24 protein-coding genes are annotated in these 22,616 nt (G+C 62.0%); 17 read left to right on the forward strand and 7 right to left on the reverse strand.

Annotation, left to right across the window (positions count from 1 at the left end; all coding sequences use genetic code 11):
• Positions 1-822: a transporter substrate-binding domain-containing protein gene (locus C4J89_RS15050; RefSeq protein ID WP_124363143.1), complete on the reverse strand. Its 822-nt coding sequence runs from the start codon at positions 820-822 to the stop codon at positions 1-3.
• 243 nt (positions 823-1,065) lie between these two features.
• On the opposite strand from C4J89_RS15050, the gene C4J89_RS15055 reads away from it, so the two are divergent.
• The 3 genes from C4J89_RS15055 to C4J89_RS15065 all read left to right on the forward strand — a co-directional run bounded on the left by C4J89_RS15055 (position 1,066) and on the right by C4J89_RS15065 (position 3,911).
• Positions 1,066-1,917: a LysR substrate-binding domain-containing protein gene (locus C4J89_RS15055; RefSeq protein WP_124363144.1), complete on the forward strand. Its 852-nt coding sequence runs from the start codon at positions 1,066-1,068 to the stop codon at positions 1,915-1,917.
• Between the two features lie 79 nt (positions 1,918-1,996).
• Positions 1,997-3,142: a MalY/PatB family protein gene (locus tag C4J89_RS15060; RefSeq protein ID WP_124363145.1), complete on the forward strand. Its 1,146-nt coding sequence runs from the start codon at positions 1,997-1,999 to the stop codon at positions 3,140-3,142.
• Positions 3,143-3,224: 82 nt separating this feature from the next.
• A complete protein-coding gene (locus C4J89_RS15065; protein WP_218565833.1) occupies positions 3,225-3,911 on the forward strand; it encodes a hypothetical protein in 687 nt (228 codons plus the stop codon).
• A 20-nt stretch (positions 3,912-3,931) separates the two neighbouring features.
• Here C4J89_RS15065 and C4J89_RS15070 read toward each other — a convergent pair whose 3' ends face one another.
• A complete protein-coding gene (locus C4J89_RS15070) occupies positions 3,932-4,147 on the reverse strand; it encodes a molybdopterin-binding protein (protein ID WP_003173733.1) in 216 nt (71 codons plus the stop codon).
• 315 nt (positions 4,148-4,462) lie between these two features.
• On the opposite strand from C4J89_RS15070, the gene C4J89_RS15075 reads away from it, so the two are divergent.
• The 8 genes from C4J89_RS15075 to C4J89_RS15110 all read left to right on the forward strand — a co-directional run bounded on the left by C4J89_RS15075 (position 4,463) and on the right by C4J89_RS15110 (position 11,894).
• The gene (locus C4J89_RS15075) at positions 4,463-5,419 is read left to right on the forward strand and encodes an aliphatic sulfonate ABC transporter substrate-binding protein (protein ID WP_124414879.1); all 957 of its coding nucleotides are present in this window, start codon (positions 4,463-4,465) and stop codon (positions 5,417-5,419) included.
• 10 nt (positions 5,420-5,429) lie between these two features.
• Positions 5,430-6,251, forward strand: a complete 822-nt coding sequence (locus C4J89_RS15080) for an ABC transporter permease (protein ID WP_124414880.1) — start codon at positions 5,430-5,432, stop codon at positions 6,249-6,251.
• A complete protein-coding gene (locus C4J89_RS15085; protein WP_124414881.1) occupies positions 6,248-6,964 on the forward strand; it encodes an ABC transporter ATP-binding protein in 717 nt (238 codons plus the stop codon). The genes C4J89_RS15080 and C4J89_RS15085 overlap by 4 nt, the downstream gene beginning before the upstream one ends.
• Positions 6,965-7,190: 226 nt before the next feature.
• Positions 7,191-8,441: a ribonucleotide-diphosphate reductase subunit beta gene (locus tag C4J89_RS15090; RefSeq protein ID WP_124414882.1), complete on the forward strand. Its 1,251-nt coding sequence runs from the start codon at positions 7,191-7,193 to the stop codon at positions 8,439-8,441.
• Between the two features lie 151 nt (positions 8,442-8,592).
• A complete protein-coding gene (locus C4J89_RS15095; RefSeq protein WP_124404433.1) occupies positions 8,593-9,081 on the forward strand; it encodes a DUF1289 domain-containing protein in 489 nt (162 codons plus the stop codon).
• 49 nt (positions 9,082-9,130) lie between these two features.
• Entirely contained in the window at positions 9,131-10,051 is a 921-nt protein-coding gene (locus C4J89_RS15100) for a class I SAM-dependent methyltransferase (RefSeq protein WP_124414883.1), read from the forward strand.
• 148 nt (positions 10,052-10,199) lie between these two features.
• Entirely contained in the window at positions 10,200-10,916 is a 717-nt protein-coding gene (pcsA, locus tag C4J89_RS15105; RefSeq protein ID WP_124363153.1) for a phosphatidylcholine synthase, read from the forward strand.
• A gap of 198 nt (positions 10,917-11,114) precedes the next feature.
• Complete coding sequence (locus tag C4J89_RS15110) at positions 11,115-11,894, forward strand: TSUP family transporter (protein WP_124363154.1); 780 nt, start codon at positions 11,115-11,117, stop codon at positions 11,892-11,894.
• Here the strand turns inward: C4J89_RS15110 and nudC are convergent.
• Positions 11,862-12,695 (reverse strand): NAD(+) diphosphatase, encoded by an 834-nt coding sequence (nudC, locus tag C4J89_RS15115; RefSeq protein WP_124414884.1) that lies wholly within the window; start codon positions 12,693-12,695, stop codon positions 11,862-11,864. The two genes, C4J89_RS15110 and nudC, sit on opposite strands and share 33 nt — an antisense overlap.
• A 5-nt stretch (positions 12,696-12,700) precedes the next feature.
• Entirely contained in the window at positions 12,701-13,513 is an 813-nt protein-coding gene (locus C4J89_RS15120) for a crotonase/enoyl-CoA hydratase family protein (RefSeq protein WP_124363156.1), read from the reverse strand.
• Between the two features lie 161 nt (positions 13,514-13,674).
• Between C4J89_RS15120 and C4J89_RS15125 the strand changes: the two genes are divergently transcribed.
• The 3 genes from C4J89_RS15125 (at position 13,675) to C4J89_RS15135 (ending at position 15,999) form a co-directional block, all read left to right on the forward strand.
• Positions 13,675-14,229: a UPF0149 family protein gene (locus C4J89_RS15125; protein ID WP_124414885.1), complete on the forward strand. Its 555-nt coding sequence runs from the start codon at positions 13,675-13,677 to the stop codon at positions 14,227-14,229.
• Positions 14,230-14,320: 91 nt separating this feature from the next.
• Positions 14,321-15,577 (forward strand): 3-phosphoshikimate 1-carboxyvinyltransferase, encoded by a 1,257-nt coding sequence (locus tag C4J89_RS15130; RefSeq protein WP_124414886.1) that lies wholly within the window; start codon positions 14,321-14,323, stop codon positions 15,575-15,577.
• A 32-nt stretch (positions 15,578-15,609) separates the two neighbouring features.
• A complete protein-coding gene (locus C4J89_RS15135) occupies positions 15,610-15,999 on the forward strand; it encodes a hypothetical protein (protein WP_124414887.1) in 390 nt (129 codons plus the stop codon).
• Position 16,000: 1 nt separating this feature from the next.
• Here C4J89_RS15135 and C4J89_RS15140 read toward each other — a convergent pair whose 3' ends face one another.
• Positions 16,001-16,600, reverse strand: a complete 600-nt coding sequence (locus C4J89_RS15140; protein ID WP_124414888.1) for an NAD(P)H-dependent oxidoreductase — start codon at positions 16,598-16,600, stop codon at positions 16,001-16,003.
• Between the two features lie 72 nt (positions 16,601-16,672).
• Between C4J89_RS15140 and C4J89_RS15145 the strand changes: the two genes are divergently transcribed.
• Entirely contained in the window at positions 16,673-17,293 is a 621-nt protein-coding gene (locus C4J89_RS15145; RefSeq protein ID WP_124414889.1) for a TetR/AcrR family transcriptional regulator, read from the forward strand.
• Positions 17,294-17,411: 118 nt separating this feature from the next.
• On the opposite strand, the gene C4J89_RS15150 is transcribed toward C4J89_RS15145, so the two are convergent.
• On the reverse strand, positions 17,412-18,083 hold the full coding sequence (locus C4J89_RS15150) for a GNAT family N-acetyltransferase (protein WP_124414890.1): 672 nt from the start codon (positions 18,081-18,083) through the stop codon (positions 17,412-17,414).
• Between the two features lie 176 nt (positions 18,084-18,259).
• On the opposite strand from C4J89_RS15150, the gene C4J89_RS15155 reads away from it, so the two are divergent.
• Positions 18,260-19,111: a CAP domain-containing protein gene (locus tag C4J89_RS15155; RefSeq protein ID WP_124414891.1), complete on the forward strand. Its 852-nt coding sequence runs from the start codon at positions 18,260-18,262 to the stop codon at positions 19,109-19,111.
• 172 nt (positions 19,112-19,283) lie between these two features.
• The gene (locus C4J89_RS15160) at positions 19,284-21,488 is read left to right on the forward strand and encodes a GAF domain-containing protein (protein WP_124414892.1); all 2,205 of its coding nucleotides are present in this window, start codon (positions 19,284-19,286) and stop codon (positions 21,486-21,488) included.
• Here the strand turns inward: C4J89_RS15160 and C4J89_RS15165 are convergent.
• On the reverse strand, positions 21,467-22,594 hold the full coding sequence (locus C4J89_RS15165; RefSeq protein ID WP_124414893.1) for a diguanylate cyclase: 1,128 nt from the start codon (positions 22,592-22,594) through the stop codon (positions 21,467-21,469). The genes C4J89_RS15160 and C4J89_RS15165 overlap by 22 nt on opposite strands.
• Positions 22,595-22,616 lie beyond the last annotated feature (22 nt).

Below are 22,616 nucleotides of genomic sequence, written 5' to 3' on the forward strand. Positions count from 1 at the left end.
TCAGGCCCCCTTGAACTGTTGTTGCAACTCCACCAGCGCCGGCGAGGCCGGGCTGATGCGGTTGCGGGTCTGGGCTTCGATCAGCCAGCCGCTGCCGTGCAGCCGCTTGATGATCGGGTCGAGCCTGGCCTGGGTGTCGCTTTCGCCGCGACGGGTCCAGATCACCGATGGCGCCGGGTTGAGTTCCGGGCCGATGACACGGTAGTCCTGCCATTCGGCGCTGTCGTTAATCAGCGGGTTGATCAGGGTGGCGTCATGCACCGCCGCCACGCAATTGTTACCGCGCAGGGCCAGCAGGGATTCGGAGGAGCTTTTGAACGCCTTGATCTGCGCGCCGGATTCGGTCAGCGATTTGACATAGCTGCTGCCCTGGGAGGTACACACCGGCTGATCCTTGAGGTCTTCCCAGCGTGCGATCTTGCTGCGCTTGAGTACGGCCGCGGCGCCGCCGACGCGGTAGAACGGAGTGGGCACAAACCCGAGGATTTCGCCGCGCTCGGCGGTCCATTCCATGTTCGCGATCAGCAGATCAACCTTGCCCTGCTGCAGGAACTGCACACGGTTGGCGGGCAGTACCGGCACCAGTTGCACCTGGGCCTGGAGCTGGCGGCCGAGTTCGTTGGCCAGGTCCACGTTCAGGCCCTTGGGCTGCTGCGTCGTCGGGTCGATGCTGCCGAACGGCCCGCCGGACAACAGCACGCCCACCACCAGCACATGGCGCTGCTCGATCTTGTCCAGGGTCGCATCGGCCTGCGCCGCCACGCTGGCGCCCAGGGCGATCATCGACCCGAGGGCCACCGGCAACCATTTCTTCAACTTCATTGGATTTCCCCTGGCGAATGATCGGCGTAGCCCCGACCTGATGGAGGGGCATGCTAGGGAGAGTGGGCGAGCAACGGAAATGCAAATATCTCATATCGTTATAACTTTACTTTGAGGCGCCACCTTCGATTGCGGAATAAGCCATGCTTTGCTGGACTGAATAAAAACAGGCTTCCCTCATACATAAAAAAATGTAATGTTTAACTTCACACCGTTGATATAAAACCGCCTCCGGAACCGGCCATGTCGACCCTCGACCTAGAACTGTTGCGCACCTTTATCGCCGTGGTCGATCACCACAGCTTCGCCGAAGCCGGCCTACACCTGGCCCGCACCCAATCTTCCGTGACCCAGCATATGCAGCGCCTCGAGCAGCAGGTGGGGGTCAGCCTGTTCGAGAAGCGCGGGCGGCAAAAGCAACTGACCGAGCCCGGACTGCAGTTGCTGCGCCATGCGCGCCAGATGCTGTCGTTGAATGACGAGGTGCTGAATTCCCTGCGTGAAAGCAGCCTGAGCGGCGTGTTGCGTATCGGCTCGCCGCACGATATCGCCGACACCATCCTGCCGCCGATCCTCAGCCACATCGCCCGCTCCGCGCCGCGCTTGCGCCTGGAAATCGATGTGGGGCGCAGCCCGTTTCTGATGGACGATCTGCACCGGGGCAAGGTCGACATGGTCATTTCCACCCGCTCCGACCCCACCCTGGAGGGGTTTGCCTTGCGCACCTCGCCGGTCTGGTGGATTTGTTCGGCGCAGTACATTCATCAGCCCAGCGAACCGTTGCCATTGATTCTGGTGGATGAGCCGAGCATCTACCGGCGCTATGCACTGGAGGCACTGGAGCGGGCCAATATTGCCTGGCGCCAGGCGTACCTGGCGTCGAACCTGATCGGGATCAAGGCGGCGACCCGTGCCGGGCTGGGGGTGACGCCGCGCAGCATGGAGATGCTTGGCCCGGACATGCGCGTATTGGGCGAAACGGACGGGCTGCCGCGCCTGCCGGAGGTGACGTATTACCTCTGGATCCGCCCCAACACGGCCAACCCGATTGCCAGGAAAGCCTATGACTTGATTCGTGGCAGCCAGGGCTTGTAAAACACGCTGCTGGCAACGGGATGTTATCCCGTTAGAATCACCGCCCTATACTGCCCGCCTTCCTGATACGAGCCCCTCCATGAGCTTTGATTTCGACACGATCCACCCACGCCTCGGCACCGGCAGCACCAAGTGGAACCGCTACCCGCAAGACGTCTTGCCGATGTGGATCGCCGACATGGACATCGCCGCCCCACCTGCCATCCTTCAAGCCTTGCATGCGCGCCTCGACCAGCAGGTGCTCGGCTACAGCGTCGCCGGCCCGGATGTGCGCGAGGCGATCATCGCCGACCTGTGGGCCAAGTACGCGTGGCGCGTGCAACCGGATGAGCTGCTGTTCCTGCCGGGCGTCGAGCCGGGTTTCAATATGGCCTTGCACGCGTTTGTCCAGCCAGGCCAGCCGGTGGTGCTGCAAACCCCCAACTACCGGCCGATTCGCCTGGCGCCCGGCCACTGGAATTTGCCACGCATCGAAGTAGCGTTCGAGTGGATCGAGGGCGAATACCGCACGCCCCTGCCGGCGCTGCGCCAGGCACTGAGCGGCGCCGGTGCGCTGCTGTTGAGCAACCCGCACAACCCCATCGGCAAAGTCTTTCCCCATGCAGAACTGCTGGCCGTGGCCAACGCCTGCCTGGAAAGCGGTGCGCTGATCATCTCCGATGAAATCCATGCCGAACTGTGCTTTGACGGCCGTCGGCATATCCCGATTGCCAGCCTCAGCGAAGAGATTGCCCAGCGCACCATCACGCTGATGTCGGCGAGCAAGGCCTATAACGTGGCCGGCCTGAAGACCTGTTTTGCCGTGGTGCAGAATGCCGAAATCCGCGAGCGTTTCAACCAGGCCCGTTGCGGCATGGTCGACAGCGTCAGCCCCCTGGGCCTGGAAGCCACCCGCGCCGCCTACAGCCAATGCGGCGCCTGGCTCGACGCGCTGAAGCATTACCTGCAAGCCAACCGTGATTACCTGCTCGATGCCGTGCACACTCGCCTGCCCGGCGTGGTAATGCATGCGCCACAAGGTACATTCCTGGCCTGGCTCGATTGCAGCGCCCTGGGCCTGGAAGATCCGCAGCAGTTCTTCCTGGAACAGGCCAAGGTCGGGTTGAGCGCCGGCATTGAGTTCGGCGATGACAGCCAGCAGTTCGTGCGCCTGAACTTCGGCTGCCCACGGTCGATGCTGGAAGAGGGCCTGCAACGTATGGAACGCAGCCTGAAAAACCGCTGAATGGGCTGGAACCGTAGAAGGCTTTTTCAGCACTCAAGGCAATCCCCTTGTGCCGCTGAACCTTCTCGGAGCTTTGCGCCCTATGCTGTCGACACGCCCTGCAACCAACGGCCCTGTGCAATTCACAGAAGCATTCAAGCCGAACCAGTCACCGCAAGAACCTGCACCAACGGGCTCGGTTCTAGAGGCCGCTGCCTTCACCGCATCACATCAATTGACGCGCTTTGTGGGGCTGAAACATCCACTGGCTAACCCGCCCAGCGCGCGTTCAGACATCAAGTCTGTGGAGGTCGAAATGGGCCGGTCAGTCTCTTTGAATAGAGGCCACGACCCGCTCGCTACCCGCGGGTTGTCGGACTGCTCGGCGCTGGCAGTGCTCACCGGCTGGAACGGATCCACCTACCAGAATCGCACCTTGATGCATCTTACCGGCAGCAATCTGGAACTGGGCCTGAATCCGGGAAATAGCGATACTCGAGCATTGATGCACAGATTGCAGGCGTCGCTGGACAAGAACAGTCATGTGATTCTGGTAGCCGGGGTGAATTCAAGTTCCCTGCAAGGCATGGCAACGACCATCGGGCAAACCCTGCACGGCGAGCAGCCGCTACGGGACCTGCTCATCGGCCACTCAGGCGCGGCAGTGACCCTGGCCAGTTCCACCGGCATCACAATCAATGCCGATGGCACCTTCAAATTGCTCGACGGAACCGGTAAAGGGGTACTCAGTCGCGAAGACGTCGCCAGCGTGTTTGATCGCGTCGACTGAAAACGCCCGCCTCAGGCTTTTTAAAGCTTGGCGATGGACACTTCGGTAGACTTCACAAAGGCAATTACCTCGCTGCCTACCTTCAACTCCAGGTCACGCACCGAGCGGGTGGTGATCACCGACGTGACGATGCCGGATGCGGTTTGCACGTCGATTTCCGACACCACTTCACCCAGCAGGATTTCCTTGATCACGCCCTTGAACTGGTTGCGCACGTTGATCGCTTTAATGGTCATATCGGTTTTCCTTTTGGCTGTTGAGTCAATCCGCACGAATGCGCAGGCACTCAAAATGCGCTCTCGACAAGAACATTAAAAGGAATATATAACTCTTTATTTATTCGATATAGATATATACAAACTGTTGCCCAGCCAACAGCACTTCAACAATCTGCCTGCATCCGCCACAGCCTCCACTCGGCACACACGCGCAAACACGCGACAACGCAGATGGCACAGAGACTGCATATTCCTTAAAAGCATGATGGAACATGCGAACTAATTTTCTGAATATAAGAAAACTCTAAATGCCCACGTGCCCGGAGCTGTTCCATGAAATCCTTTGCCCAACGCTTACTCGGCGCATGCGCCCTCGCCCTGTGCCTGCAGCCGCTGGCCCAGGCCGCCGACAACGATCCCGCAAAAGTCACTCTCGACTACGCCTACTACTCACCCGTCAGCCTGGTGCTCAAGCATTTTGGTTGGCTTGAACAAGCCTTGCCGAATTCCAAGGTAGGCTGGGTATTGAGCCAGGGCAGTAACCGCTCCCTGGAATACCTCAACAGCGGCGGCGTGGATTTCGCCTCTTCCGCCAGTTTGTCCGCGGTGCTGAGCCGGGCCAACGGCAGCCCGATCAAATCGGTGTATGTGTACAGCCGCGCCGAGTGGACGGCCCTGGTGGTGCGCAAGGATTCGCCCTTCAACAGCGTCACCGACCTCAAGGGCAAGAAAATCGCCGCTACCAAAGGCACCGACCCCTACCTGTTCACCCTGCGCAGCCTGCAACAGGCCGGGCTGAACAAGGACGATGTGGAACTGGTGCACCTGCAGCATCCGGACGGCCGCACCGCCCTGGAAAAAGGTGACGTTGACGCCTGGGCCGGCCTCGACCCGCATATGGCCGCCAGCCAGATACAGGCCGGTTCGCGCCTGCTGTATCGCAACAAGGACTTCAACAGCTACGGCGTGGTCAGCGTCACCGAGCAGTTCGCCAAGGCGCATCCGCAGACCATCACCACGGTACTGGGCGCCTATGAAAAGGCCCGGGACTGGGCGGTAAAGCACCCGGATGAGTTCGCCAAGCTGCTCGCCGATGAATCCGGCCTGCCGTTGGAAGTGGCCAAGCTGCAGCTGTCGCGTACCGACCTGAGCACGCCGTTCTTGAGCAGCAAGGATGTGTTCGCCTCCAAGGCCGCCGCGCCGATCCTGGTGTCCGAAGAGCTGGTGCGCAAAGGGGTGAACGTGGACCAGGTGATCGACCAGTTGCTCGACACCTCGTTCGGCCGCTAAGGAGCGCGTGATGACCAGCAAAACCCAAGCCCTGCCACTCGCCCCGCCACGACAGATCAAGCGCAGCGCTTGGCCGCAACGGCTCAAGGGCCTGGTGTTGCCAGTACTGATCCTGCTGGTGCTGGAGGCGGTGGTGCGCGTGGGCTGGCTGCCGTCGTACCAGATGCCGGCGCCCAGCGAGATCGCCGTGACCCTGGCGGACCTCGCCGAAGGCTCCCTGTGGAAACACATCAGCGCCAGCCTGGTGCGGGTGCTGCTGGGTTTTGCCATTGGTGCGAGCCTGGCCTTGGTATTCGCCGCCTGGGTGGGCTTGAGCCGCGAAGCCGAGGCCTATCTGGAGCCGACCTTCGCCGGGTTGCGCTCGATCCCGAGCCTGGCCTGGGTGCCATTGCTGCTGCTGTGGCTGGGCATCGACGAGACCTCCAAGGTCGTGCTGATCGCGATTGGCGCGTTCTTCCCGGTGTACCTCAATGGCGTTGCGGCCATCCGCGATATCGATCGCAAGCTCGTGGAAGTCGGGCAAATGTATGGGTTCAATCGGCGCCGCCTGGTACGTCGCATCCTCTTACCGGCGGCGCTGCCCGGCCTGTTTACCGGATTGCGCAGCGGCCTGAGCCTGGCCTGGATGTTTCTGGTGGCGGCAGAGTTGATCGCGGCCACCAAAGGGCTGGGCTACCTGCTCAGCGATGGGCGGGAAACCTCGCGGCCGGATATCGTGCTGGCGGCGATCATCGTACTGGCGCTGCTCGGCAAGGTCAGCGATGGCCTGCTCGCGGCACTGGAAAAGCGCTGCCTGGCCTGGCGCGACACCTTCCAGGGAGCCGGAAAATGAGTGTGCAACCGCTGCTGGACATTCACGTTGTGCGCAAAAGCTTCGACAGCGCCGCCGTCTTGAACAATGTGCGCCTGGCCTTGCAACCGCGCGAAGCCGTGAGCCTGCTGGGGCCCAGCGGGTGCGGCAAAAGCACCTTGTTGCGCATTGTCGCGGGACTGGATAACGACTACCAGGGCGAACTGCACAGCCCCAACGGCGAGGTGGCCTTCGTGTTCCAGGAACCACGGTTGATGCCCTGGCTTACGGTGGAGCAAAACATCGGCTTCAGCGCGGACAATCACTACGACAAGGCCTGGGTCACGCAGTTGATCGAAGAAGTCGGCCTCACGGGTTTTGCCCAGGCGCTGCCCAAGGCGTTGTCCGGCGGCATGGCGCAACGGGTCGCGATTGCACGGGGCCTGTATTCACGGCCGCAGGTGTTGCTGCTGGATGAACCGTTCAGCGCCGTGGATGCGTTCACGCGCATGAAGCTGCAGGACCTGCTGCTGCAACTGGCCGAACACCATGCCATCGCCTTGCTGCTGGTGACCCATGATGTGGACGAGGCGCTGTACCTCAGCGACCGGGTATTGGTGATGGGCAATCGGCCCAGCAGCATTCGCCAGGTGCTGGCGGTGGATTTGCCGCACCCGCGAGACCGGCGCGATCCGTCCCTGGCTCGGCTCAAGGCGCTGTGCCTGACCGAGTTGCAACACGCCCACGTCATCTGACGGACTCCCCTCCAGCGTTCAACGCTCAGGCGCCGACTTGTGCGTTGACCATCGCTGTCACACACCATATAGTGTGCCCACAAACACATAACACCACTACATAGTGTGCAGGCTCGGTATTTTCCGACCACACTATGCGCCGTATTTCAATGCCTTGAAGCCTGCAAACCGCATATTTTTGGACGGTTTCACGCACCGTCAAAACAGAACAGGAAGGAGTATTTCGATGCTGAGTTGGGATGAAGTCGACAGCGAAGACAGCGTTGCCCCCGTGATCAAAGGCGCCAACGCCGGCCACGCCACCGAAGCCAACATGGACCGCCTCGACGGTGCCGGCGCCGCCGCCGCCATCGAAGCCCGCGCCGTCACCGCCAATGACTCCGCCGCCATCGTGCGCGCCAAGGCCGCCCTGGACAAACTCGACGTCGCCGAAGGCCTCGCCGAACTTGAAGGCGCCTCCGCCCGCGTCGCCGTTGACGAAAAACGCATGATCAACTGCCGCGCCGACCTCAACCAACTCGTGCCCTTCAAGTACGACTGGGCCTGGCAGAAATACCTCGACGGCTGCGCCAATCACTGGATGCCGCAAGAGGTCAACATGACCGCCGACATCGCCCTGTGGAAAGACCCCGGAGGCCTGACCGACGACGAGCGCCGCATCGTCATGCGCAACCTCGGCTTTTTCTCTACTGCGGATTCGTTGGTCGCCAACAACCTGGTGCTGGCCGTGTACCGCCTGATCACCAACCCGGAGTGCCGCCAGTACATCCTGCGCCAGGCCTTCGAAGAAGCGATCCACACCCACGCCTACCAGTACTGCATCGAATCGTTGGCCATGGATGAAGGCGAGATCTTCAACATGTACCACGAGATTCCATCGGTCGCCAAGAAAGCGGCCTGGGGCCTGAAGTACACCCGTTCGATCTCCGATCCCAAGTTCGAAACCGGCACCGTCGACACCGACAAGGAACTGCTGCGCAACCTGGTCGCCTACTACTGCGTGCTGGAAGGCATCTTCTTCTATTGCGGCTTCACCCAGATCCTCTCCATGGGCCGCCGCAACAAAATGACCGGCGTGGCCGAGCAGTTCCAGTACATCCTGCGCGATGAGTCGATGCACCTTAACTTCGGTATCGATGTGATCAACCAGATCAAAATCGAAAACCCGCATTTGTGGGATGCCGAGATGAAGGAAGAAGCGACCCAGATGATTCTGCAAGGGACCCAGCTGGAGATCGAATATGCGCGCGATACCATGCCGCGTGGGGTGCTGGGGATGAATGCGGCGATGATGGAGGACTATCTGAAGTTCATCGCGAATCGTCGGCTGTCGCAGATTGGGTTGAAGGAAGAGTACCCAGGCACGACCAACCCGTTCCCGTGGATGAGCGAGATTATGGATTTGAAGAAAGAGAAGAATTTCTTTGAGACCCGTGTGATCGAGTATCAGACCGGCGGCGCGCTGAGCTGGGATTGATTCAACAGCACAGATCCAACATGTGGGAGGGGGCTTGCTCCCGATAGCGGTGTATCAGTCACAGCTGCTTTAACTGAACCACTGCTATCGGGAGCAAGCCCCCTCCCACATTGGGAACGCGGTGTTTCATAAACTTTGCAAATTGCCCTTTATGCCCAACCAAACCATCAAAACGCCCTGTGTAGGCCTGTGCTCCACCGTCTACGGTGACCTGGTCTGCCGGGGCTGCAAGCGTTATCACCACGAAGTGATCCAGTGGAACGGCTATAACGCCGAGGAAAAACACGCGGTGTGGCTGCGCCTCGAGCAGTTGCTGGTGCAGGTCATGGCCAGCAAGCTGGAAGTGTTCGACCCGCAGCGCCTGCGCCAACAGCTGGAAGACCGCAAGATTCGCTTCATGCCGCAACAGTCGCCGTATTGCTGGGCATACCAGCTGATTGCGCGGGGGGCGCGGGTGATGTCGAAGCTGGACGCCTATGGGTTGGCGTTACTGCCGGAATTTCGTGAACGTAGCCTCACGGACCTGCGCGATGCGATTGACCGGGAGTTTTTCCTGCTGTCCGAGGCGCATTACGAGCGCTATATTGCGCCGGTTTTTCTGCGCGATTCCTTTGGTCCAGCCCTGATCGCCACGCTCTGACGCGCAATTGTGTTTAAAATGCCGCCCGCTCAACGACTGACGCTCAACGATGACCCCAGACGCACTCGCTACCCTGCACGCCCATCTGCTCACCGCCCTGGCCAGCGCTCCGGCTGAAACCCGGCGCCTGTTTCACGGCCGTGGCCGCTGCTGGCCGGGCCTTGAGCAGGTGACGGTGGACTGGCTGCAAGGCGTGGTGCTGGTAGCGCTGTTCAAGGAAACCGAGCATCTGCAGGCCCTGAAACAGCAGTTGTTGCAGATCGACTGGGCAAGTTTCGGTGCCCATACCGTGGCGCTGCAACACCGCTACCTGCCGCAAAGCACCACCGAGTGGCTGGTGGGCCAGGCAATCGATGAGCTGACCATCACCGAAGGCGGCCTGCGTTACCTGATCGACCTGGGTAAAAAGCAGAACAGCGGCCTGTTCCTCGACATGCGTTACGGGCGCAACTGGGTGCGCGAGCAGGCCGGGGGCCAGCGCGTGCTTAATCTGTTTGCCTACACCTGCGGATTCTCCGTGGCCGCGATCGAAGGTGGCGCCGACCATGTGGTGAACCTGGACATGGCCCGTGGCGCCCTGAGCCGTGGCCGCGACAACCATCGCCTGAATGGTCACGACTTGAGCAAGGTAAGCTTTCTGGGCCACGACCTGTTCAAGTCCTGGGCCAAAGTCACCAACAGCGGCCCCTATGACCTGGTGATCATCGACCCGCCGTCCTTTCAGAAAGGCAGCTTTCTGTTGAGCAAGGATTACCAGCGCGTCCTGCGCCGCCTGCCGGATTTGCTCACGGCCCAGGGCACGGTGCTGGCGTGCATGAACGATCCGGCGTTTGGCGAAGACTTCCTGATCGACGGCGTCACCCGCGAGGCACCGGGCCTGCGCTTTGTAGAACGCCTGGCAAACCCACCGGAATTCCCGGATATCGACCCGCAAAGCGGGTTGAAGGCCCTGGTGTTTCGCCAAGGCTGATGCCGAAAAGTCCTACGCTTGCTACGCTAAGCCATACGCCGGGCGGTGAACCTTATCCCTGCCTTCCCGGTCGATACCTGCATTCCCCGGCCAGACTCGACAGCGTTACGCTGTCGGCTGCCCCGTTTGACCCTTTGGAGAACCGCCCGTGATATCGACCCTGCATGTAGCCAGAATCAAAGCCTGGGGCGCCCACGGCTTTACCGCCACCGGTGTGGTACTGGCATTCCTGGCCACCCTGGCGCTGCTGGAAAACTCCCCCAAGGCCTGCTTGCTGTGGCTGGGCCTGGCACTCGTGGTGGATGGCGTCGACGGCTCCCTGGCGCGACGGGTCAATGTCAGCACGGTATTGCCCAGCTTTGACGGCTCGGTATTGGACCTGGTGATCGATTACCTCACCTACGTATTCATCCCCGCGCTGTTTATCTACCGCTATATCGACCTGCCGGACTTCACCCACCTGTTTGCGGTGTCGGTGATCCTGGTGTCGTCGCTGTTCTGCTTCTGCAATGTCAACATGAAGAGCAAGGACAACTATTTCGTCGGCTTCCCGGCGGCATGGAACGTGGTGGCCTTGTGCGTGTACATCATCCAGCCCGACGCCTGGATTACCTTGCTCACTGTAATCGGCCTGGCGCTGCTGACCGTGACGCCGATGAAGTTCCTGCACCCGTTCCGGGTCAAGCGGTTCATGCCGATCAATATCGCGGTGACCACAATCTGGCTGCTGTGCAGCTTCCTGATGGTGGTGGATTACCCGAACACCAACCCGTGGACGTTCGGCTTATGGTCGCTGATGTCGGCGTACTTCCTGGGTATTTGCATCTGGCGCACGGCGCTGGAGTGGATGGGCACCCACAAATAACCCAAGCGAACACTATTAAACATGTGGGAGGGGGCTTGCTCCCGATGACGGTGTATCAGTAGCACTCAAGCTCGCTGACCCACCGCTATCGGGGGCAAGCCCCCTCCCACATTGGGTTCTGCTCACTCATTTGGTTCTGCGCACATCCGGCAGGTAAGATGGCGGGCCTGCGTGCCCACCCAACAATAAGCCCTGCCCATGCCCTTCGAACTCAGCGTTGACCTGACTACCCTCGCCATTCTCGCCGTCGTGGCTTTTATCGCTGGCTTCATCGACGCCATCGCCGGCGGGGGTGGCTTGCTTACCACCCCTGCCCTGTTGACCGCTGGCATGCCGCCGCACCTGGTGCTGGGCACCAATAAACTCAGTTCCACCTTTGGCTCGGCCACCGCCAGCTTCACCTTCTACCGCCGCAAGCTGTTCCACCCGCGCCAGTGGGTGCATGCCATCGTCGGTACCTTGGTCGGCGCGCTGACCGGCGCTGTGGTCGCGCACTATTTGCCCGCCGAGACCCTGAACAAGATGCTGCCGGTGATTGTGTTCGCCTGCGGGGTGTACCTGCTGTTCGGCGGCACGCCCAAGGCACCGCTGGACGCCGAGGCGCCGATCAAGAAGAAATGGCAGGCTACCCAGGGCTTCGGCCTGGGTTTCTACGACGGCGTGGCCGGGCCCGGCACCGGTGCGTTCTGGACCGTGAGCACCATGCTGCTGCACCCGATCGACCTGGTGAAGGCCAGCGGTGTGGCGCGCAGCATGAACTTCGTCAGCAATGCGGCGGCGCTGACAGTGTTTATCATCAATGGCTCGGTGGACTGGGTGGTCGGCCTGGCGATGGGCGTCTCGGTAATGGGCGGCGCGTTCTTTGGCGCGCGCAGCGCAATCAGCGGCGGCGCCAAGTTCATTCGCCCGGTATTCATCACCGTGGTGCTCGGCCTGACGGTGCGCCTAGCCTGGCAGCACTGGTTCAGCGTGGCCTAAGCGACGGGCCACATACAGGTCGATCAGGTAACGCGCAATCGAGCGTGACGCCGGCAACGGCGGCAGGTCGTGGATGTTGAACCACTGCGCATCTTCGATCTCGTCGGCCTGGGGCACGATGTCGCCACCGGCATACTCGGCATGGAAACCCAACATCATCGAATGCGGGAACGGCCAGCACTGGCTGCCCATGTACTGCAGGTTCTTTACCTCAAGCTGCACTTCCTCGCGCACTTCGCGGATCAGGCAGTCTTCGGCCGACTCACCCGGCTCGGCAAAGCCGGCCAGGGTGCTGTAGACCCCGGTGACAAAGCGTGGCGAGCGCGCCAGCAGAACCTCATCGCCACGGGTCACCAGCACGATCATGCTCGGCGAAATCCGCGGATAGCTGCGCAGGTCGCAGGGTTGGCAGTACATCGCGCGCTCGCGTGCCACCTTGACCATCGCCTGGCCGCAACTGCCGCAGAACCGATGCTCGCGCGCCCAGGTGCCGATCTGCGCGGCATAGCCCAGCACTTTGTACAGGGTGTGATCGCCTTGCAGCATAAAGCCGCGCAGGCCTTGCCAGCTGCAACCCGGTACTTCGCCAGCGCTGTCGAGTTCCAGCAGGTACACCGGCTCGCCATCGAGGTGGCCGATGCCGTGTTCGGCAAACACCGACAGGTCCTGGCGCTTGAGCCATTCCCGAGGGAACAGAGGCCCGTTGGCATCCTGCAAAAAGCCATCGCGGCTGCGGGCGACGGCCCAGCCGCCGGCAGCGTCATTGTCCAACAGCGTTGTGGTAATCCAGCCTGGGGTCATATCGATCAATCCAAGAATTCGGGTGCCTGCTTGCTCATATGGGCCGCGATGGCCACGCGCAGGTCGTTGGATTGCAACATAGCCGAGTTCCAGGTGGCAACGTATTCCAGGCCATCATTGACAGTGTGGTCGCGCATATAGCTGATCATGGCCTTGGTACCGGCCACGGCGATCGGCGACTTGGTGGCGATTTCATGGGCAATGGTCATGACGCCGGCCAACAGGCTTTGCTGGTCGGCAAACACGCGGTTGACCAGGCCGATGCTGCGCGCCTCTTCGGCTCCGAACTGACGACCGGTGTAGGCCAGTTCGCGCAACATACCGTCGCCGACGATGCGGGGCAGGCGTTGCAAGGTGCCGACGTCGGCGGCCATGCCCATGTCGATTTCCTTGATCGAGAACTGCGCGTCCTCGGCGGCGTAGCGCATGTCGCAGGCGCTGATCAGGTCAATGGCACCGCCGATGCAGTAGCCGTGGATCGCGGCGAGTACCGGCTTGCGGCAGTTGTCGACCGCATTGAACGAGGCTTGCAGCCCGAGGATCTTGCGCCGCAGCAGGCGTGCATTGCGGCCCACATCCTTGCCCAACTCATTGGCCACCGAGGCCAGCAGCATCAGGTCGATGCCGGAGGAAAAATGCTTGCCGGCACCGCTGAGCACCACGGCGCGCACGGCATCGGTGTCGTCGACCCATTGGAAGATCTCGATGATTTCGCTCCAGAACGCCGCGTTCATCGCGTTGATCTTTTCCGGGCGATTGATCTGCACATGGGCAACGTTGCCGCTGAGTTCCACAACGAACGCTTGGTATTCGGACATGGCCGTGATCCCTGACTGGCGAGTGATAAGGGCCGAACTATAACAAGGGCAGGCAACGGCGCATCGGCCAAAAGCGGGACTGGCAAAAAACCTTGCCAGGCGCCATCCTTGGCGCTTTAAGCCGCCCCAACGCGGCGTTCGACGTTTGAAGGATATGCCCCATGCACGCCCAGCCGCTCACCCCCGCCGAGTTCGACCAGATCGAAGAAACCCTGCTCAAGTACGGCGACGACCATTCGGTGCTCAACGTCGCCGAACTCGACGGCTACTTCACCGCGCTGGTATCGAGCCCGACGCAGGTGGATATCGCCGAGTGGTTTCCGGCGATCTGGGGCGGGCAGAACCCGGACTGGGAAAGCCCCGAAGAGGCCGGGCAGTTCCTGGACCTGTGTGTACGACACTTCAATACGCTGGCGGCGCAACTGGCCGGCGATTCCAAGGCGTTCAAGGCGCTGTTCGATGAAAAGGAGCACCACGGCCAGTCCGTGACCCTCGCCGAAGAATGGTGCTTCGGCTATATCCGTGGCGCGGCCATCGGCAACTGGCCGCCGCTGCCCGCCGAACTGGCCACTCAGTTCGAGAAAATCTCCTGGTGCGCCGAGCAGGATAATTTCGAATTACCGGCGGACCTGGATGTGCGGGCCCATCAGCAGCGGGTCAGCGAAATCGAACCGGCGGCGCGGGCGCTGCACGATTACTGGCTGAGCAAGCGCTAAATCTCGACAAGCACCGCACCTTTGGCCGATTATTCGGGTCCGCCCCGTCGGCCACTCCATGCCACCTCGCCTTGATCAGGAGCCTTGTCCCTTGAGTTCGCAGAAAACCGTGACCGTTACCCCGCCCAACTTTCCTCTCAATGGCAAGGTCGCGCCCCCCGGCTCCAAATCCATTACCAACCGCGCCCTGCTGCTGGCGGCCCAGGCCAAGGGCACCAGCCGCTTGAGCGGCGCCCTCAAGAGCGACGACACCCGTCACATGTCGGTGGCCCTGCGGCAGATGGGCGTGACCATCGACGAGCCGGACGACACCACCTTCGTGGTCACCGGCCAGGGCAAACTGCAATTGCCGCCACAACCGCTGTTCCTCGGTAATGCTGGCACCGCCATGCGCTTTCTCACCGCGGCCGTGGCAACCGTGCACGGCACCGTGGTGCTGGACGGCGACGAGTACATGCAAAAGCGCCCGATCGGGCCGCTGCTCGCCACCCTCGGCCAGAACGGCATCCAGGTCGACAGCCCGACCGGCTGCCCACCGGTGACCGTGCACGGCGTGGGCAAGGTCCAGGCCAAGCGTTTCGAGATCGATGGCGGGCTGTCCAGCCAATATGTCTCGGCGCTGCTGATGCTCGCGGCATGCGGCGAAGCGCCGATTGAAGTCGCCCTGACCGGCAAGGACATCGGCGCCCGTGGCTATGTGGACCTGACGCTGGACTGCATGCGTGCCTTCGGCGCCCAGGTTGAAGCCGTCGACGACACCACCTGGCGCGTGGCCCCGACCGGCTACACCGCCCATGATTACCTGATCGAACCCGACGCCTCCGCAGCCACCTACCTGTGGGCCGCAGAGGTGTTGACCGGCGGCCGTATCGACATCGGTGTCGCCGCCGAGGCGTTCACCCAGCCGGACGCCAAGGCCCAGGCGGTGATCGCCCAGTTCCCGAACATGCAGGCCACGGTGGTGGGCTCGCAAATGCAGGACGCCATCCCGACCCTGGCGGTGCTCGCCGCGTTCAACAATACGCCGGTGCGCTTCACGGAACTGGCCAACCTGCGCGTCAAGGAATGTGACCGCGTGCAGGCGCTGCACGACGGCCTCAACGCAATCCGGCCGGGCCTGGCGACCATCGAGGGCGACGATCTGCTGGTTGCGGCTGACCCGGCCCTGGCCGGCACGTCCTGCAACGCCTTGATCAATACCCACGCCGACCATCGCATCGCCATGTGCTTTGCCCTGGCCGGGCTGAAAGTCGCGGGCATTCGCATCCAGGACCCGGACTGCGTGGCCAAGACTTACCCTGGGTACTGGAAAGCCCTGGGCAGCCTGGGCGTAACGCTCAGCTATTAAGACAACAGCGCAGGTTCAGGGAGGGCACGCACATGACCATTCGCCAACCCTGCCCGCCCGGCGTTTGTGACTGCGAGCGCGAACGCTTGCTGGAGGCGCCCGAGCCCGACCTGCGCATTCTCCACCTCACACGCCAGGAAGAAAAACGCCTGCTCGAGCGCCTGGAGAACCTCAAGAGCCTGCAAGACCTCGAGCATCTGCAGCAGCGGATGTTCGAACAGCTGGGCATCCGCCTGCATATCGCGCCGGGCCACACCGAGGTCAAGAGCATGCGCGGTATCCAGATCGTCATCGACGAGCTGCCCGGCCTGTGCCGCAAGACCCGCCAATCGATTCCAGCGGCGATCCGGCGCGGCCTGGAGAAGCAGCCCGAGATTGCCTACCGCTTGCTGGACGCCCACGACCTGTTTCGCAACGCTTGAATCACCCCGCTACCGTCTCGCGCACAAACAGCGTCTGCCCTGTCTCCCTGGCCTTTCGCAGATGCGCCTCGGCACTGTCGCTTTCCGATTCCAGCAGCAACTGCGAGGTCAGCACCTGCGCTCCGCAGTAGTCGAAGATCCCGTAATCGATCTGCGTGCGCATGGCCTGGGCATAACCGTGCCGGTCAAAGGCGCCGGCATCGGCAGCCCCCAAGGCCAGCAGGTGCACCTGCAAGTGCCGCAACTTCTTGGTCACCGGTGTATCCGGGCCGTAATCGATCGCCCAGCCGTTGACGAAGACACGGTCGATCCAGCCCTTGAGCAACGCCGGCATGGACCACCAGTAGATCGGGAACACCACGACCAACGCGTCGGCGCGCTCGATGCGGGCCTGTTCGGCGAGGACATCCGCCGGCGGCGTGGCGCGGCTGCGGTGTACCTGGTGGTCGGCGGCGGTGTAGCGCGGGTCGAAGCCTTCGGCGGCGAGGTCGGCGGTTTCAAAGGTGTGCCCGGAGGCGCTCAAACCGCCACCCACGTGCGCGGCCACGCTGTGGGTCAGGGATTGGCTGTCGTGATGAGCCACAACGATGAGTGCATGCATGACATTGACTCCTTTTAGGCTTAAGCTACTTTTAGTAAGTTACCTTATTTAAGTTACTTTTGGTATATAAGCATGTCAAGCGAACAATCTCCTGCCCCGCGCCGGCGTCTTTCCCGCGAAGAACGCCTGCAACAATTATTGGAAACCGCCTGGCAACTGGTGCGCGAGGAAGGCACCGATGCCCTGACCCTGGGCCGTCTGGCCGAGTTGGCCGGGGTGACCAAACCGGTGGTGTACGATCATTTCGTCACGCGCTCTGGCCTATTGGCCGCGCTGTATGAAGATTTCGATGGGCGCCAGAACCAGGTGTTTGTTGACGCCATCGAGGCCAGCAGCGCGACGCTTGAAGCGCGCGCGTGGGTGATTGCCTCGTCCTATGTGGATTGCGTGTTGCTGCAGGGCCGCGAGATTCCGGGGGTAACGGCGGCGCTCAGTGGCTCGCCGGAGCTGGAGGCGCTCAAGCGCAAGTACGAGGCCATCTTCCTCGATAAATGCCGCGATGCCCTGGCGCCCTTCGCGCCGGATGGCACGCTTTCCCAAGCGGGCCTGCGCGCCATGCTGGGCGCGGCCGAAGCCTTGTCCCATGCCGCAGCCAGCGCGGAAATCAGCCGCGAAGAAGCGCAACAGGAACTGCTGGCGATCATCCTGGCGATGGTCAAGCGCGGCGCATGTGGGAGTGGTTCAGTCAATTAATAGGTGACTGATACACCGCTATCGGGGGCAAGCCCCCTCCCACATTTGAAAGTATTCACAGTTCAAAGTGTGGGAGGGGGCTTGCCCCCGATTGCAGGGGTGAAGTCACCGCGAGTGCTCAACCCAAGCGTTCATCTACAAACCGCTGCACCTTGCGCGTCAATTGATCCAGGTGCCGGTCGCGCTGCTTTTCCGCGTCCACCATCGCGCGCTTCCCATGCTTTTGCAGCAGGTAGGTATGGATCTGCCGCACTTCCAATGAGCTGTAGATAGCAGCCACGTCGAGCACGCCCATCAACCCATCGGTGCCGTAGTCCCGCGTATTCATCAGCACTTGGGTGCCACGCGCGCCGCGCACCTGCAAGCCCATCGCTTCGAATGCCGGAACCTTCTCCACCGAGCACGCCAGCTCTCCATGGGGATAGCGCGCGAACACGTCATTCAGCATGGCCCGGGCCACGCCTTGGCGCCGGAAAGCCGAGTGCACGGCCATAAAGGCCACGCCACAGGCTTGAGGGTCGTCCTTCACCGGGAGGTACAGGCAAAAACCAACGACGGTCTCCTCCTGCATCGCCACGACCAGCTCAACGCTGATGCCCTTCGATCCATCCAGCGCCTCCAGGTACAAGTGCACCTCAAACCCGATGGCGTACTGGTAAATGTTGTAGAGCAGGTTGCTGGGCGCCAGTGCCACGCTGCTGATGTCGGTGAGGTTATCGACCACCAACTGCAGGATCTGGCTGTTGATCGGTTCGGGGCACGGCATGGTGTAGCGGGTAAGGCTGAACATGCAAATTCCTGGGGTTTCACGTCAAGGCAGTGGCGATTGTACCTGTTGCACGCCGTGAAGCCTCGGCCCTGAACCGCCGGCACTCAAGCATTGAACAAAAAAAGTTCGGACCAACGGGTGCATGCACGCACCTGGATCGCGCATCATGGGCACTTTCAAGCTCAAGGGTAACGTCCATGCGCGTTCTGTCATTGATGATGGGTCTTACGACGCTGGCCGCCAGTACGGTGTTCTGCGCCAGCGCGATGGCGAATGAAGAAAGTCAGTTAGTCGAACAGATCAACCAGTACCGCAGCCAGGTGCAGCGCTGCGGCGATCAGGGTTCCCAGGAATTGCCACCGCTGAACAGTGATACACGGCTGGTGCTGCCGGCCACCAATGTCGGCGATTTGCAGCAGTCGCTGGCGCGGGCCGCGTACCCCATGGTCAACGTGCAGGCCATCAGCCTGTCCGGGCCCAGGGATGCCGAGGCCGCTATGAAAGCGGTGCGTGAAAGCTTCTGTCGCGTGGTACTCGACCCGCAATTCGTCGACATCGGCGTGAGCAACAGCGGCCAGGACTGGCGCATCGTGCTCGCCCGCCCGCTGCTGACCAGCGGCCTGGGCGACTGGCAGACCGAAGGCCGCAAACTGCTCGACCTGATCAACGCCGCCCGCGCCCAGCCGCGCCAGTGTGGCACCCAGGCGTTCACCGCGACCACGCCGCTGTCGTGGAACGACGATCTGGCCGGTGCCGCCAACAGCCATACGCGCAACATGGCCAACGGCAACTTTTTCGATCACCTCGACCACGACGGCCGTACCCCCGGCGACCGCGCCGAGCTTGCCGGGTATATCGCAAAAAACATCGGCGAAAACATCGCCGCCGGCCTCGATACCCCACGCAAGGTGCTCGACGGTTGGCTCGCCAGCCCCGGCCATTGCGCCAACCTGATGAACCCACAATTTCGCGAATTGGGCGCGGCCTATGCAATGGACCCGAAAAGCGATGCGGGCATCTACTGGACGGGGCTGTTCGGCGCACAATAACGGTGGGCGGCGGCCCGGCCCTGCGACCACTCGTTCCGCCAAATGGGCAATGAAATCAAAGGGCCACCTAGGAGATAAACGCGCTGAACTGATCCAGATCATTCCGGTCTGTTGCTAGTCGGTCTGACCTCTTCAAAGCCTAACAACGCGTAGCGAGCAAGGTGTGAACCCAATGATGAATTGGCTGCAAGGCAGCAGCGTAATGGCAGAGCGGGTTCGTCGGCATGATTGGGCCAGTACGCCCCTGGGGCCAATTGAACACTGGCCGGACGTGTTGAAGACAACCGTTGCGTTGTGCTTCGCCTCCAGCTTTCCCCAAGCCATCGTCTGGGGGCCTCAGTTGATCACCCTCCACAACGATGCATTCGTGCCGATCCTGGGCAACAAGCCCGACGCCCTGGGCCGTCCGTTCAACGAGGTGTGGCACGAGGCATGGGATGACATCCGCCCTATCGCCGACACCGCGTTCGCCGGGCAGGCCACCTATATCGAAAACTTTCCGCTGTTGATCCTGCGTGACGACACGCCTGAACAAGCGTATTTCACCTTTTGCTACAGCCCGATCCGTGATGCAAAAGGCGCGGTGGTGGGGTTGCTCGATACCGTCACCGAAACCACCGCCACGGTCTTCCTCACCCGGCGCCTGGCCGTGCTGGACGCCATCGGCAACAGCGTCGCCACGGCCACCGACCCCGAAGCAATCATGATGTCGACCACCCGCCTGCTGGCCGAACACCTGCAAGTATCGATTTGCGCCTACGCCGACATGGAAGACGACCAAGACGGCTTTACCATTCGCGGCGACTGGTCGGCGCAAGGCTCGCCGAGCATCATCGGCCATTACAGCCTGGCTGCGTTCGGTGAGCGCGCGGTGGCCTGCCTGCGCGCCGGCGAGCCCCTGGTGATCGGCAATAACCTGCTCGAGTTGCCGGCCCATGAAGCCGCGAACTTCCAGGCACTCGGTGTAACGGCGACCATTTGTATGCCGTTGATCAAAGACGGCCGCCTCACCGCGCTGATGGCCGTGCACGACAAACAGCCCCGCCACTGGTCCTCCTATGACCTGGCGCTGTTGGGCGAAGTCACCGAACGTTCCTGGGCGCATATCGAGCGCGTACGCGCCGATGCTGTGGTGCGTGAGGGCCTGGCGGCCTATACCGAACTCAATGCAACCCTGGAACAGCGCGTCGAAGAGCGCACCCGCGCCCTCGCCCAGGCCGAAGCCGCGTTGCGCCAGTCGCAAAAGCTCGAGGCCATCGGCCAACTCACTGGCGGCGTCGCCCATGATTTCAATAACCTGCTGACGATCATTCGCTCATCCGTGGACTTCCTGCGCCAGCCGGGGCTCTCGGAAGAACGCCGGCAACGCTATATGGGCGCGGTGTCCGATACCGTCGAGCGGGCCAGCAAGCTCACCAGCCAACTGCTCGCCTTCGCCCGCCGCCAGCCGTTGAATCCGCAGGTGTTCGATGTCAGCCAACGGGTGCGCAACATTGGCGACATGCTTGAGAGCGTCACCGGCGCACGCATTCATGTGCAGGTGCAATTGCCCGAGCAGCCGTGCTATGCGCGCATCGACTCCAGTCAGTTCGAAACCGCCCTGATCAACATCGCCCTTAATGCCCGCGACGCCATGGACGGCCAGGGCAGCCTGATCATCAAGGTCGCCGGCCAGCAGCCGCTGCCGCGCATCCGCGGGGATGCCGAGTCGCGCCTGCCCTACATCGCTATTTCCCTGGCCGACACGGGCGTCGGGATTCCCGGCGATACCGTCGAACGCATTTTCGAGCCGTTCTTCACCACCAAGGCCGTCGGCAAGGGCACCGGCCTGGGCTTGTCGCAGGTGTTCGGCTTTGCCAAGCAATCGGGCGGCAATATTGATGTGGCCAGCACCCTGGGGCAAGGCACGGTGTTCACCCTGTACCTGCCCGAGGTGGAAGGCGAAGCCGCGCCCCGGCAGGACGCACAGCGAGACCTTCCACCCCCGTTGGACCTGGCCCAACGGCATGTACTGATCGTGGAGGACAATCTGGAGGTGGGCCGCTTCGCCAGCCAGATCCTCAAGGACCTGGGTTACCAGACCACCTGGGCCACCAACGCCGAACAGGCGCTGACGCTGGCCGGCAACGACGCCCAGGCCTTCGACGCGGTGTTCTCGGATGTGGTGATGCCTGGGATGACTGGCGTCGCCATGGCCAAACTGATGCGCCAGCGCCGGGCGGACCTGCCGGTGGTGCTGGTTTCCGGATACAGCGAAGAACTGGCGGACAGTGGCTATGAAGGCTTTGAGTTCCTCGCCAAACCCTACTCCGCCGAACAGGTTGCGCGCGCGTTGGCCAAGGCCATGGCCAAGGATCAGCCCGCCACGGCCACCTGATTGCGGCCCAGCGCCTTGGCCCGGTACAGCGCCTTGTCAGCGCTGTCCATCAAGCCATACAAGTCCAGCGCCTGGGTATGGGTCGAAGCCAGGCCCAGGCTGGCACTCAGCCCCTGCACCGGGTCGGCCCGCAAATCGCCAATGGCCTGGACCAGTTGCTCGGCGATGCTGCGCGCGGTCTCCAGGGACGTATTGGGCAGCAATATTGCGAACTCTTCGCCCCCCAGGCGGCCGTACACATCGACCTGGCGAAACGAGGTGCTGATCACGCTGCCAATCTGACGCAACACCTGATCACCGGCTTGGTGCCCGTAGGTGTCATTGATGGTTTTGAAGTGATCCATGTCCAGCATCAGCACACACAGCGGCTGCTGCTCGCGACGGCACTGGGCATAGAGCGCCTGGGCCTGTTCGAAAAATGCACGACGGTTCATCAACCCGGTCAGCTCATCGGTCTGGGAGGCGTGGGTTGAAATGGTGTGGGCGCGCTCCATTTGCCGGGTCAGGCGAAAAGCTTTTTCCAGCGCGTCGGACAGTTTGCGCGTGGCGCCCACCACAAAGGATGAGAACACCAACACCGCCAGCGCCACGCCCACCTGCATCGGCGACGGCTGGAACAGCAGCCACAGGGTACAGGGCAACAGCACCAGGCCCATGGACCCCAGCGACATGTAGCGATACGCCGAATAGCACGACACCGCGCTGACCGACATGCCCACGGCGAACAGCATGACCAGCACCTGGGACACGCGGTCATCGACCGGCATCACCGCCAGCGCCCCGCCCCCCCAGATGCCCGCCGACAGCATCAGCGTCAGCCAGTAACGCCGCTCCCAACGCGCAGGCGTACGCTCGCTGTCAGGGCAGCGGAACCATTCAAGGAATAATTGCAGGCGCAGCAGTGACGAGCCGGCCAGTAGCACCAGCCATACCACGATCACTTGGTGATCGAAGCGGTCCCAGCACAACCAGCACAGCATAAGAGCAGCCAGGTAGCTGCCAAACAGCGCCGGGAACGACTGGCGAAACAGCTGGTGCAAACGGTCGGTGCGCACCTGCTGTTCGATAACACGGTCCGGGTCTTGCCCAAGCCCACGGCTATTCATGCGATTCGCCTGTCTGAGTGCT

The organism is Pseudomonas sp. R4-35-07, assembly GCF_003852235.1.
In the GTDB taxonomy this organism is placed as follows: domain Bacteria; phylum Pseudomonadota; class Gammaproteobacteria; order Pseudomonadales; family Pseudomonadaceae; genus Aquipseudomonas.